Raw genomic sequence first — 13561 nt, 5'->3', positions numbered from 1 at the left:
TTAGTTATTATAATTATCGAAAGTAATAATAAATTTGTTACAGTGTTAGAATTGTCAATAAATAAACGATAGATTTTTATAATATCTGTTTAACCTTATTTCTTTCTATGCATTTATGGGATAATTTTTATGGCATCAGTTGGAAAGCCATTCCAGGAATGGGGGAGTATCTATTCTTAAAACTCGAAATGTTTTTGCACCAATTCAAAAAACTGTAATATTTCTTTTAGCACTATAAACCGCTGTTGTACCTTTATACGTGATAACAAAAATTACAGAAACCTTTAATTTGTATGGGGAAGTCATTTTTACTTTCCTAATAAAAGAAAACAGAACACGCTAAATTTTAAGTAATAAAAAAAGCATGTAAAACAGGCTGTAGAAAATTAAAACAGATTCTTAACACATAATAAATATACTATACCATTTTCTGTACTATTCTTACTTCATTAAAAAATATTGATAGAAAAGAAACTGGTTATTCTATAATTATAGTTTTACGCTGATATAAAATATGTTTATCTATAGTTTAGTTTACTTATATTCTATTTCTTAACAAAAAAGGAGGCTATTTTTTAAATAGCCTCCTTATAAATATAAGTTTTTAATTAATTCCCTACAAACCTTTTTTAATAATAGTTAGTACCCAGGATTGTTTTTGATATTTGGATTAGCAAAAACTTCCGCTTGGGGAATAGGTAAATCATAATTTCTATCTGTTGGGTTAAGTGTTTTAGGAATTGTTGGATTAACAACAAGGTCTCTGTCATCTCTTACAACAGGTAATCCTTTTCTTTTTAAATCAAAAAAGCGATGACCTTCGCAAAACAATTCTTTCATTCTTTCCGTTAGGATTGCGGATTCAGCTATATCTTTTGATGCAAAAGTCTGTGCTACGTAACCAGTAATACGAGATGCTCTTAATGTATTTAAATCAGCCGCTGAACTAACTAAATCACCACTTTGTTCATAAGCTTCAGCTCTAATTAAATACATTTCACCAGTTCTGAATACTTTTGTATTATTATATTTATTTGATCCTGAACCCGGGTATTTATTTACTAACCATTGTTCTTTAGTTGCTGCAATAGTTAAATCTTGTTTAATGTAGGAATTGTACCTTATATCGTTTACTTTATCAAACAAATCAATCTCTTTGTAAGATGGTGAAAAGAATACATCATTATTAGTATCACGAAATAGTACACCTATGTAGTAAGTATTACTTGATTTTTTAATTTCAAAAATCACTTCAGCGATTGAAACATCAGTCCAAATGGATGGAAATTGGCTTCTTGTAGCAAGAGGAGCACCATTAATTGCTTCGGTAGCATAAGTAATAGCATCAGTCCAATTTTTTTCATATAAGGCAACACGTGCCTGCATGGCAGATACTGCAAGCTTTGCAATTCTGGTAGGGTCTGTTATACTAAAAGTAGTAGGAATTAAGCTTTTAGCAGATGTTAAATCTTTTTTAACCTGACTAATCACTTCCGCAAATGTGTTTCTCGCAGGCAATCCGAATACACTGGATTGTAATACAATGGGTATACCTAATGCATTTGCATCATAAGCTTGTGCATAATTTCTTAGTAATTCAAAATGGCAGAAAGCTCTAAGAGCTAATAGCTCTCCTTTTTGTCTGTCTTTGGTTGCCTGATCTCCAGGAATATTATCTATAACAGCTAAAACACGGTTAACACGATCAATAACGTTATAAAAGTTAATCCAAGCAGCAGTAACATCTGATGCACCTGGATTACTTGCATCAAATTGCCATTTTTGTTCAGCACCATAATTTCTACTGTTATTATCAAGGCCGCTTCTTACCTCATCACTCATTATAGCGTTTGCATAAATAGAATTATCGTAAGCTGCTCCAGGAGTTGTAGAAACTGCATTAATAGAAGTTGTTGTATTTACATTGCTCAAACCTGCGTATGCCCCAACAATAGCCAGTTCTACAGTACTGGTAGATGTTATAGCATTTGCACTTGTAATATTGTCAGTTGGTATTAAGTTAATATTCTTTTTACAAGAGGGAATTGAAAAAAGTGCTATTGAAACAAATGCTATATAATATATTTTTATATACTTCTTTTTCATTTTATTATTTATAAAGTAACGTTTAAACCAAATGTAAAAGTTCTTGCTGCGGGATATTCGAACGAAGCAATATTGTTATTGTCTTCAGGATCAAATCCTGTCCATTTCGTCCATGTATATAAATTTTCACCTTGTGCAAAAACTCTCACACCTGACACATATTTAATTTTGTCAATCAATGATTTTGGTAAAGAATAACCCAATCTAACATTTCTTAAACGTACAAATGAAGCATCTTGTACATCGTTAGAATTAAACTGTCGCTGTGAAGTAATTGCGCCTATTGTAGTAATATCTCCCGGTTTTCTCCATATTGTATTAACTATTTCTTCCATATTATATGAACTAGCATTTGCTGGGTTATCTAAGAAATAGTCCTGATTATTGAACCTTTTGAAACCTTGCGCATAACTGAATAAGCTGGATAAGGAAATTCCTTTATAAGAAGCATTTAAACCAAATCCACCTTGATAAGGTGCTAAATATGTTCCAAACTCTGCAACATTCTGGGTAGAAGCACTATACACACTTGTAACGCTTCCATCTCTATTATAATAAAGATATTGACCAGTTTGGGGATCAACTCCTGCTGATTTAACAGTATAATGAGAACCTAAAGGTAAACCTACACGAATAATGGAAGTACCAGACTCAAATTGACTAACCTGACCTAAACTAGTAATTTTATTATTATTATATGCAAAGTTGCCGAAAAGCGTCACCACATAATCTCTACCTCTTAACACATCACCTTCTAAACTTACCTCTATACCTTTATTACGCATTTTACCAGCATTGGTTTGTAGAGATGCGAAACCAGATGTGTATGATAAATTTTGTTGAACAAATAAGTTGTGGGTATCTTTTTGATATATATCAGCTACGATTCTTAAACGATTCTTTAATACATTTAAATCAATACCTACATTGGTCTGGGCAGTAAATTCCCAGTTGTAATTAGGATTACCCGGAGTAGAAGGTGCAATACCAGAGGTTCCTGCGTAAGAAGGAGCATTATACAACGCAAGGTAACCAAAGTTCCCAGAAGTTCCAGTAGTACCGAATGGAGTAGCTGTAGTACCGTAACTTGCTCTTAAGCGCAATACATCTATCCATGATATAGCAGACAAAAAATCTTCTTTCTTTATATTCCAGTTACCACTTATTGAAAAGAAGTTATGATATTGGTTAGATGCAACAACTTGAGATGATCCGTCTCGCCTAAATGATCCTTGTAAAGTATATCTATCATTATAAGTATAGCGGGCAATACCAATCAAAGAATTGATACCATTTTGAGTTTTACTACCTCCAACTGCTGGTATCTCACCATTTGTAGAAGTACCAGCGGTTATACCTGCAGGTGTATTTAGTAAAGCAGCATTTATTCCGTAACCAGTATAATTAAATGTTTGATACCAATTATGAATGGTTTCAGCTAATGCAGTTGCAAAAATTTCATGCTTACCAAACGTGTTATTATATTGTAAACCTGAAGTTTGAATTAGCTGAAGGTTACGTTGATCAGTTGTTGAATAACTTCCTTGTCCACCATTTGAGACAGTAGAACCAACATAAGTATTAGGGTAAATCGAACTTTCTAAAACAGTTTCTCTAAAATCGATACCTAAAGTTGTTTTAACGCTAAATCCTTTAAAAAACTCATATGAAGCATTTAATCCTAAAGTTTCTTTTATTTGATTGTTTCTATTTGTAGTTGCATTTAAACGGGCTAAAGCATTTGATGCAGTTCGGCTATCAAAAAGAGGAAAAGGATAGGTTGGTTGACCACTCCAAAGAGACGTAGCGACGCTTCCATTAGCAAGATACGGATTTTCGTAAGGTAAACCCAAATAAGCGGCTGCATAAGGGTTAGCCAATGTTACAGTTCCTTCAGACTCTGTAAAATTTGATTGTGAATAACCTAACCCACTTTGCAATCCCATTTTAAATTTACCAGACGTATGATCCAAATTAAAACGTGCATTATATCTATTCAAATTTGATCTTTGTGCTATTCCATCCTGTGAATAGTAAGACAAACTTGTATAAAACCTGGTATTTTCATTTCCGCCAGAAGCACTTAGCTGATGACTTTGAAAAGCACCTCTGCGAAAAAATATATCATCCCATCGGGTATTTATAGAACCCAATGAATCAAGATCATGCTGCTTTTGGGCTGCAGTAAGCGTAACACGTTGTCCATTCATCGTTACAATAACCGGATTAGTATTTGCAGCTGACAGGGTATAACCAGGACCTAAATGAACAGATTGCTGTAAAGCAAGTAATTCTTGGGTTGACATCATATCAAATTTTGTACGTGTACGGTCTGAAAACCCACCTTGTACATCGTACGTAAAAGTTGTTTTACCAGCCTTACCTCTTTTTGTAGTAATGACTAAAACACCATTTGCACCACGAGAACCATAGAGGGAGGTAGCTGCTGCATCTTTTAGAACGTCAATACTTTCAAACTCATTTGGATTTAATGTGGCAAAAACAGATGATTCAACAGGAACACCATCAATTATATACAAAGGTGTTGTACTGCCGCTTATTGATGTATAACCACGAATATATACATTGGCATTAGCGCCAGGTTGTCCAGAACCAGCAAGAATAGATAAACCTGGAACACGGCCTTGTAAAGTTTGATCAAATGAACCATTCGGTACATCGGTTATACTTGCAGCTGTAACTTTACCTACAGAACCTGTAGATTTATCCCTTGAAGTTGTTGTATATCCTGTAACTACAACTTCATTAAGAGCGTTTGCGCTAGTTGCTAACCTTATATTCATAATAGATTGATTTCCTATCTGAATTGTTCTTACACTATATCCTATATAAGTAAAAGTCAACGATCTGTAATTTGCAGGTACGTTAATACTATACGTCCCTTGATTATCTGTCTGAGTACCGACGTTAGTCCCAGTAACTTTCACAGATACTCCTGGCAGTGGCTGTCCATCATCGGCACCCGTTACCGTTCCCGTGATTTTTCTGTTTTGTGCAAATGCAGCTTGTAAGGAAAAAACTGCAAACAGAAAAAAAATAAGTAATTTTTGCTTCATGCTTTATTTGTTTTAGTTAGTTTTAATTATCAAACATATTAAAAATTACTATAATTAAATAATTATTAACAAAACAGATAAAAAAATTACAAAACAATATAAAACTAAATTTTTAGTAATCCTTTTTCTATTAAAAAGGATAAATTATTGAAAAAAGAATATTATAAAACGATAATTCCAACAAGAAGACCATTCAAGGAAAACTTCTTTAAAATTAATATATATTTAGAGGTACTTTTACCAAAAATTTTGATAAAATCAGAAGATTTACCTTACATGCGTTCTGGTACTTCGATTCCCAGCATTTGCATTGCTTTTTTGATTGAATTTGCAGCAACATAAGATAATTGTAGCCTAAACCCTTTTACCATTTCCTCCTCAGCCTTCAAAATGCTTTCTTCATGATAAAACTTATTGTAAAGTTTGGCCAGTTCATAAACATAATTGGCAATTACAGCGGGACTGTAATTGATTGCTGCTTCGGTTAAAAAAGCAGGAAATTGTTCTAACTGAATAATCAGGTCTTTTTCTACTGCTGATACTGTTTTTACCGGCATAAAAACAGTATCACTTTTAAACCCACCCTTGTTTAATACTGAGCGGATACGTGCATAAGTGTATTGTATAAATGGGCCGGTATGCCCTTGGAAATCTACAGATTCATTTGGGTCAAAAAGTAAACGCTTTTTAGGCTCTACTTTAAGGAGGAAGTATTTCAATGCGCCCATACCTATAATATGGTATAAGTTTTGCTTTTCTTCTTCCGGAAAATCGGTTGCTTTACCTAAAATATCGGTTTGCCCTTTGGCGGTAGCTTCCATTTCTGCAATTAAATCATCGGCATCTACCACCGTGCCTTCGCGCGATTTCATTTTTCCTGATGGCAAATCAACCATACCATAAGATAAATGGTACAAACCTTCCGCCCAACTTCTGCCTAACTTTTTAAGGATTAAAAACAATACTTTAAAATGATAGTCCTGCTCATTTCCCACAACATTAATGGCTTTATCGGCATGATACTGGTTATACTTCAACTGCGCTGTTCCTAAATCTTGCGTGATGTAAACCGAAGTCCCGTCTGCACGCAGCACCAATTTTTCATCAAGCCCTTCCGCTGTTAAGTCAATCCACACAGAACCATCTGCTTTTTTAAAGAAAACACCTTTTTCCAATCCTTCTTCTACAATATCTTTTCCGGATAAATAAGTGTTCGATTCATAATAATACTGATCAAAATCAACACCCAACTTTTTATAAGTTTCTTCAAAACCAGCATAAACCCAGCAATTCATTTTTTTCCACAAAGCAATGACATGCTCATCGCCCTGCTCCCATTTTTGCAGCATTTCCTGCGCTTCCTTAATTAATGGTGCATTTTTTTTGGCTTGTTCTTCGGTTTCGCCTTGATTTTTTAACGCTTCAATCTGTTTTTTGTATTCCTTATCAAAAATTACATAATATTTCCCTACCAAATGATCGCCTTTTAAACCAGAAGATTCCGGCGTTTCTCCATTTCCAAATTTCTCCCATGCAATCATAGATTTACAAATATGGATTCCACGATCATTTACCAAATTGGCTTTAATTACTTCGTAACCGTTTGCTTTTAAAATTTCTGCTACAGAATAACCCAGCAAATTGTTACGTACATGGCCTAAATGCAAAGGTTTGTTGGTATTTGGGGAAGAATATTCGACCATTACTTTTTTTCCGTTGGAAGGAAAAGAACCAAAATCAGGCTGATTAATGGTTTGATAAAAAACATTAATCCAATAGCTGTTTTTAAGGGATAAATTTAAGAAGCCTTTAATCACATTAAAAGATTCAATAGCTTCAACTTCGTTCACCAGAAATTCTCCAAGCACCGTTCCGGTTTGTTCCGGTGGTTTTTGGGAAAATTTAGTCAGCGGAAAAACTACGATGGTAATATCGCCTTCAAACTCTTTACGCGTTTGTTGCAGGCTTAAACTTTCAGCAGAAATATCAGTTGCAAATAATGTTTTTACGGCGCGAACGGCAGCTTCTAAAATAAAATCCATGCGGCGAATTTACGAAAATGGACAAGAAGAATTACAAACCTCACCCCAACCCTCTCCACAGGAGAGGGAGATAAAGCGGCTAACTTTTGAAGTCCCTCTCTTTTGGAGAGGGATTTAGGGTGAGGCTTTTAACTTATTCTGATAAGTTTGCATTCCTTATTAAAATTTATGCTTCAAAAAAATGGTTTTCAATTACAGGTAAGTTCAGAAATTGGCGGTTTACGACGGATTTTAATCCATAGTCCAGACAGAGGATTAGGACAAGTAATACCATCCAAAGCACAAGACTGGCTTTTTGAAGATATTGTCCATTTAGAAACAGTCCGCAAAAAAGAGTATGATCTGTACGTCAAAGTCCTGCTTTATTTTTTAGACCCGGATTTAGTTAAAGGTAAAATCAAAAATATTGATGCTAAAAACAGTACGCGCCAATTTTACAAACCTAATCAGCCCGGTTTTTATGCCTCGAACAAAGTAATTGAACTCGAAGCTTTGCTGGCAGATATTTTAGAAGGACAAGCGGTGCGGCAGCAATTGGTGGCAGCAGTTTGTGCAGTAGAACATTGCACTAACCAGCAGCAGCAAATGTTACTGGCTTTGCCTTCGGCTGATCTGGCTACTTTGTTTATTTCTGGTACGATGCCCAACAAAAAAATCTTTTTTGCACCTGTTCCCAATTTAATTTTTACGCGCGATTTAGGTACAACTATTAATAATCATGTCCTCCTGAATAAACCAGCCAAAAAAGCCCGTTCCCGCGAAGCATTATTAACCAAATACATCTTTTTTAACCATCCTTTTTTTGAAGTTTACCGGCAAAATATTATCGAAGTGCCGCAAACAGATCAGCATTTTTTAATTCCGGAAGGAGAAATCGATCAGCAAAATACTTTAGAAGGCGGCGATGTAATGATGGTAAGCAAAAACCATTTGCTGATTGGTTGCGGAGAACGGACTACTCCGCAAGCAGCCAGCGAAGTAATCCAGATTTTGTTTGAGAAAAACGTGGTACAAAAAGTTACAGTTATCAAAATTCCTCATAAACGAGATTTTATGCATTTGGATACTGTTTTTACCCAGGTAAAAAAGAACTTATGGGTTTTGCTTTCTTCACTTTTTAATCCAGAGCAAAAAGATCAGGATTTTTTGCCGATCAACCATCTGATTGAAACAAAAAAACCTGATCGGCCCGAAATTATCCAGTTTGAAAAAGGTAAAATAAACACGCCGCGCCGGTTTAATAAACTGGAAGATTTGCTTTGCGATATCAGCGAAAACGAATTGGGAAGCACCGAAAAAACACAGTTTATCTACTCCGGCAACAATGTTTTCCCTTACGATTCCCGCGAACAATGGACCGATGGCTGCAACTTATTAGCTTTAAAAGAAGGTGTGGTTTTGGCTTACGACCGCAATGATAAAACTTTAGCAGCTTTTAAAAACAAAGGTTTTACAGTGATAAAAGCAGCAGATTTACTTCAGCAATTTGAAAATAACGAACTGCAACCCGAAAACCTCCTCAATACGGTCATCACTTTTCCTTCCGCAGAACTTTCAAGGGCGCGCGGCGGCTTTCATTGTATGAGCATGCCGCTGTTTAGAGATGAACTGTGAACGTCAACAGCATCTAAATCTGATCGCCTTTCAAACTGCTTTTTTATTACAGGCTCATAAGAGCCGTCTTCACTCCAATCATAAATAGAACATGGTTTTATATTATATTTTTTTATAAGTTCACAAAGCTTTAAAACAGCTTCTTCTTCAAAATGTTCCGTGATACTTATTGCTTTCCACCATTTAACTATCAGGAAGCGACGGCATTGCAAAAGAATTATTTGGTATAAACCCCGATATTTACCAGGTTGGATGATGATTTTGGTCATTATTATTACTTCAATTAGTTAAAAACACTATTTTTTAAGAAATAGTTAATTAAAAAGGTATTTTAAATAGAGTAGCAGTCTATCTACATATTATTTAACACATAAAAGAAAACTTTATTACGATAAAAGAAAAAATGATTTCTCACATCCTGATGGTCCGGCCGGTAAATTTCGGTTTTAACGAACAAACAGCGGGAAGCAATGCTTTCCAAAAAAACGGCGAACAAACAAACGTGCAGCAAAAAGCTGTGCTGGAGTTTGATGCTTTTGTAGAAATACTGCGTGCAAACGGCGTAGATGTTACAGTGGTTAACGATACGGCAGAACCGCACACACCGGATTCGATTTTTCCGAACAACTGGATTTCTTTTCATGAAGATGGTTCTGTTTTTTTATATCCGATGCAGGCCGAAAACCGGCGGTTGGAACGTAAGGTTTTTAATACGATAAAAGAAGTATTTGATGCAAAGCAGGTTTATGATTTAAGTTATTTTGAACAGCAAAACCAGTTTTTGGAAGGAACGGGAAGCTTGGTTTTAGACCGGAAAAACAAGTTGGCCTACGCTTGCATCTCTCCCAGAACAAACTTGGAAGTAATTGCTGAGTTTTGTAAATTGTCAGGATATAAAACTGTTCCGTTTCATGCAACAGACGAAAACGGAAAAGCCATTTATCATACAAACGTTTTAATGGCCATTGGTGATCGTTTTGCTGTGATCTGTTTGGATTCAATTTCTGATTATGCAGAAAAAACACTGGTAAAAGAAGCATTGCAAAAATCAGGAAAAGAAATTGTAGCAATATCTTTTGCGCAGATGAACGCTTTTGCAGGAAACATGCTTCAGCTTGAATCAAAATCAGGAGAAAGTTTATTGGTAATGTCCGAAACTGCTTTTTTATCTTTAAAAGAAGCACAAATTAAAGCTTTAGAAAAATATTGTAAGCTCGTTCATTCTCCTTTAAATACCATTGAAACCAATGGCGGCGGCAGCGCGCGCTGTATGATGGCCGAAGTTTTTTTGCCGGTAAAAACAGCATCACAAAAAGCCTGAAAACCAAGTGTAAAAATTACGGCCGGATGGTGCTAAATTCCGTATAAAAACTACACATTTGCCAAAATTTTAATTAATGCAGAGCTACGAAGAATTCCTGGACCTAAGCGTGGGTTTCCCGCAGGAAGGTTTTGAAATTATTGATGATGAACTATATTTCCACGATTTAAACCTAATGGAAATGATCGAAACGTACGGTACGCCGCTGCGTTTTACGTATCTGCCCATCGTCAGTAAAAAAATACAACAAGCTAAATTGCTATTCCAGTCGGCCATTGTTAAAAACAATTATCGCGGTTCCTATAAATACTGTTATTGCACCAAAAGCTCGCACTTCCGCCATATTGTGGAAGAAGCTTTGAAAAACGAAATCCACCTCGAAACTTCATCTGCATTTGATATGCCGATGATTGATGCGCTGGAGAAAAAAGGCGCTCTGACTAAAGACATTACGGTAATCTGTAACGGTTTTAAAACCTACCAGTACAAGCAATATATTATTGATATGCTGCACGATGGTTTTAAAAACATCATCCCGGTTTTGGATAATAAGGAAGAATTTAACTTGTATGACGACGAAGTTGAACTGGAAACACCTTGCAATCTTGGTATTCGGATAGCTTCAGAAGAGCAGCCAAATTCTCAGTTTTATACTTCACGGCTTGGCGTTCGAATGGAAGATGTAATTGATTTTTACAACAGTAAAATTGTAGCAAATCCTTATTTTAAGGTGAAGTTGTTGCACTTTTTTATCAATTCCGGAATTTCGGACACGCCTTATTATTGGAACGAGCTGGAGAAATATGTAACGCTGTACTGCAAGTTTAAAAAGATTAATCCTGATTTAGACACTTTGGATATTGGCGGCGGAATGCCTTTTAAAGATTCGCTGGTTTTTGATTTTGATTACGAATATATGGTGAACGAAATTGTAAGCCGGATCAAAGAAATTTGTGCCGAAAACGAAGTAGAAGAACCGGATATTATTACCGAATTCGGGAAATATACGGTTGCCGAAGCTTCCGGAATTTTATACAAGGTTTTAGGCCGTAAACAGCAAAACGACCGCGAAAAATGGTTAATGCTGGACGGTTCTTTCATCACCAATTTGCCTGATGTTTGGGCATTGAACCAAAAATATATTTTGCTGCCCATTAACAATTGGGATGCCGAATATGAGCGTGTAAATTTAGGAGGGATTACTTGCGACGGTCAGGATTATTACAACCAGGAAGCGCACATGAACAGCGTTTACATGCCAAAAACACGTAAAGTGCAATACCTGGGTTTCTTTAATACCGGCGCTTACCAGGAAGTTTTAAGCGGGTACGGTGGTATCCATCACTGTTTGCTGCCTTCGCCAAAACATGTGATCATCCGCAGAAACCGCGACGAAACTTTCAACTTTGATGTTTTTGGCGAAGAACAAAACAGTAAGCAAGTGCTTAAAATTTTAGGTTATACTACTTAGCTGGACTTTAGCCAAATCAGGCTGCCTGGGCTAAAGTTTCAGTAAGGAAGCTGATCCATTAGGTGGTGGATATTTGCGTAACCTGGCCGTTTTGTGCAGATGTGTAAAAAGGATGGTTGGCCGCTCCACCTTTGCCCTGGACATCTTTCAAAAGCACCCAACGGATTGCTGGAGATATTTTAAGGTTTGCTTTATATAATTTGACTGCTTTTCCTGTAAAGTTTCCAGTCGCAATAAGATATCTATTTACCCTTGGTGCTGAAAAGTATTGTTCAAAATGTAAAGTATTGTTCAAAATATCGAAATTGCATTACTATATTATATTTGTTATTTCAACAAATATAACTGCTTTTGTCCCGTGATGCTTGGTAAAGCCTCTTGTCTTCGGATAACGTAACCAAGTTAAAGCGTAAAGCCCCATCAAAAATGACGGGGCTTTTTTTGGTATGGGGGGATTCTTCTATAACCTTGCCATTAACTTTATAATTACTGAAAGAATTACATTTTTTGTTCTAATAGCCATTTTCTATTAAATTTTTTGTAGTGGGATGCCTTTCACTATTACTATTCAAAATAAAAGAAGCAATCAAACAAAAAGCCTTTACCATAACAGGCAAAGGCTTTCATACTCTTTTTATGCCGATAAAAACAGCATCAATCATTAATTGCTTTTACGCCTGGCAATTCTTTGCCTTCCATATATTCCAGTAAAGCACCGCCGCCGGTAGAAACGTAACTTACTTCATCGGTTAAATTAAATTTGGAAATTGCCGCTGCAGAATCTCCGCCCCCAATTAACGAGAAAGCGCCATTTTCTGTTGCCTTTACAATGGCTTCGGCTACAGCTTTGGTCCCTTTTTCAAACTTATCCATTTCAAAAACCCCCATTGGCCCGTTCCATAAAATGGTTTTTGATGTTTCAATTACTTTGGAGAATGCTTCGATTGATTCCGGTCCGATATCCAATCCCATCCAGCCTTCTTTAATGTTATCGTTTTTGGCAATTTCGGTATTGGCATCGTTAGAAAAATTATCTGCAATGATAGAATCTACCGGTAAAATCAAATTTACACCTTTATCTTTTGCTTTTTGAACGAGGCTTTTTGCTAAATCCAGTTTATCTTCTTCAACTAAAGATTTCCCGATTTTTCCGCCTTCTGCTTTAAAAAAAGTGTAAGTCATGCCGCCGCCAATAATCAGGTTATCAACTTTATCCAGCAAACGTTCAATCAGTTGGATTTTATCAGAAACTTTTGCGCCGCCCATAATTGCTGTAAACGGTTTTACCGGATTGTTCAGAACTTTTTCTGCATTTTCCAATTCAGAAGCCATTAAATAACCAAAGTATTTGGCATCCGGAAAAAACTGCGCAATAATAGAAGTAGAAGCGTGTGCACGATGCGCCGTCCCAAATGCATCATTTACATAGATATTTCCAAGGGCAGCCAGTTTTTTAGCAAACCCGACATCGCCTTTTTCTTCCTCTTTGTAAAAACGCAGGTTTTCCAGCAATAAAACTTCGCCGCTTTGCAGTGCTTTTGCCTTATCTGTTGCTTCCTGACCGATGCAATCATCTGCAAATTCTACTTGTTGTCCTAATAAGTCAGATAGATGCGGAACGATATGTTTTAAGGAATATTTTTCCGTCGGCCCATCTTTTGGCCGGCCTAAATGCGACATTAAAATTACTGCGCCTCCATCCTGCAAAATCTTTTTGATGGTGGGCAAAGCAGCCGTAATGCGGTTATCATCCGTAATATTATAATCTTTATCCAGCGGAACGTTAAAATCTACGCGGATCAAAACTTTTTTGCCGGCAAAGCTGGCTTGGTCTATTGTTTTCATAAAGGTGTTTTAAGGCGGAAAAGTACAAATTTGCTGTTTATCTTTTTCCTGGTTCGACAGATTAACAACGCCTTTTAGCAGATGC

9 protein-coding genes are annotated in these 13561 nt (G+C 36.1%); 3 read left to right on the top strand and 6 right to left on the bottom strand.

All coding sequences use genetic code 11. The features are described 5' to 3' along the window. Positions 1–639: 639 nt before the first annotated feature. From GO621_RS03740 to argS, 3 genes are all read right to left on the bottom strand, one after another. The gene (locus tag GO621_RS03740; RefSeq protein WP_157564326.1) at positions 640–2106 is read right to left on the bottom strand and encodes a RagB/SusD family nutrient uptake outer membrane protein; all 1467 of its coding nucleotides are present in this window, start codon (positions 2104–2106) and stop codon (positions 640–642) included. 8 nt (positions 2107–2114) lie between these two features. After that, entirely contained in the window at positions 2115–5183 is a 3069-nt protein-coding gene (locus GO621_RS03735) for a SusC/RagA family TonB-linked outer membrane protein (RefSeq protein WP_157564324.1), read from the bottom strand. A 272-nt stretch (positions 5184–5455) separates the two neighbouring features. Then, positions 5456–7225 (bottom strand): arginine--tRNA ligase, encoded by a 1770-nt coding sequence (gene argS / locus GO621_RS03730; RefSeq protein ID WP_157564322.1) that lies wholly within the window; start codon positions 7223–7225, stop codon positions 5456–5458. 168 nt (positions 7226–7393) lie between these two features. Between argS and GO621_RS03725 the strand changes: the two genes are divergently transcribed. Beyond that, positions 7394–8839, top strand: coding sequence for an arginine deiminase family protein (locus GO621_RS03725; protein WP_157564320.1), 1446 nt, complete (start codon positions 7394–7396; stop codon positions 8837–8839). Here GO621_RS03725 and GO621_RS03720 read toward each other — a convergent pair. Then, the gene (locus GO621_RS03720; RefSeq protein ID WP_157564318.1) at positions 8800–9108 is read right to left on the bottom strand and encodes a hypothetical protein; all 309 of its coding nucleotides are present in this window, start codon (positions 9106–9108) and stop codon (positions 8800–8802) included. The genes GO621_RS03725 and GO621_RS03720 overlap by 40 nt on opposite strands. Positions 9109–9242: 134 nt before the next feature. Here GO621_RS03720 and ctlX point away from each other — a divergent pair, with 134 nt between their 5' ends. Both ctlX and GO621_RS03710 read left to right on the top strand, forming a co-directional pair. After that, positions 9243–10160 carry a citrulline utilization hydrolase CtlX gene (gene ctlX / locus GO621_RS03715; protein ID WP_232335584.1) on the top strand — a complete coding sequence of 306 codons (918 nt, stop codon included), beginning with the start codon at positions 9243–9245 and terminating at the stop codon, positions 10158–10160. A 76-nt stretch (positions 10161–10236) separates the two neighbouring features. Next, positions 10237–11631, top strand: a complete 1395-nt coding sequence (locus GO621_RS03710; RefSeq protein ID WP_157564317.1) for an arginine decarboxylase — start codon at positions 10237–10239, stop codon at positions 11629–11631. A 58-nt stretch (positions 11632–11689) separates the two neighbouring features. On the opposite strand, the gene GO621_RS03705 is transcribed toward GO621_RS03710, so the two are convergent. After that, a complete protein-coding gene (locus GO621_RS03705) occupies positions 11690–11926 on the bottom strand; it encodes a hypothetical protein (protein ID WP_157564315.1) in 237 nt (78 codons plus the stop codon). A 359-nt stretch (positions 11927–12285) separates the two neighbouring features. After that, a complete protein-coding gene (locus GO621_RS03700) occupies positions 12286–13476 on the bottom strand; it encodes a phosphoglycerate kinase (protein ID WP_157564313.1) in 1191 nt (396 codons plus the stop codon). Between the last annotated feature and the right edge of the window lie 85 nt (positions 13477–13561).

The organism is Mucilaginibacter arboris (assembly GCF_009754915.1).
Taxonomy (GTDB): domain Bacteria; phylum Bacteroidota; class Bacteroidia; order Sphingobacteriales; family Sphingobacteriaceae; genus Mucilaginibacter_A; species Mucilaginibacter_A arboris.
The sequence above is the reverse complement of the archived record's forward strand: the minus strand, read 5'-3'. Positions and strand labels throughout refer to the sequence as shown.

Excerpts from the sequence above, each read along its gene's own strand:
- GO621_RS03710 (WP_157564317.1), top strand. The coding sequence starts at position 10,237 with ATGCAGAGCTACGAAGAATTCCTGGACCTAAGCGTGGGTTTCCCGCAG.
- GO621_RS03740 (WP_157564326.1), bottom strand. The coding sequence starts at position 2,106 with ATGAAAAAGAAGTATATAAAAATATATTATATAGCATTTGTTTCAATA.
- GO621_RS03720 (WP_157564318.1), bottom strand. The coding sequence starts at position 9,108 with ATGACCAAAATCATCATCCAACCTGGTAAATATCGGGGTTTATACCAA.
- ctlX (WP_232335584.1), top strand. The coding sequence starts at position 9,243 with ATGATTTCTCACATCCTGATGGTCCGGCCGGTAAATTTCGGTTTTAAC.
- argS (WP_157564322.1), bottom strand. The coding sequence starts at position 7,225 with ATGGATTTTATTTTAGAAGCTGCCGTTCGCGCCGTAAAAACATTATTT.
- GO621_RS03735 (WP_157564324.1), bottom strand. The coding sequence starts at position 5,183 with ATGAAGCAAAAATTACTTATTTTTTTTCTGTTTGCAGTTTTTTCCTTA.
- GO621_RS03725 (WP_157564320.1), top strand. The coding sequence starts at position 7,394 with ATGCTTCAAAAAAATGGTTTTCAATTACAGGTAAGTTCAGAAATTGGC.
- GO621_RS03700 (WP_157564313.1), bottom strand. The coding sequence starts at position 13,476 with ATGAAAACAATAGACCAAGCCAGCTTTGCCGGCAAAAAAGTTTTGATC.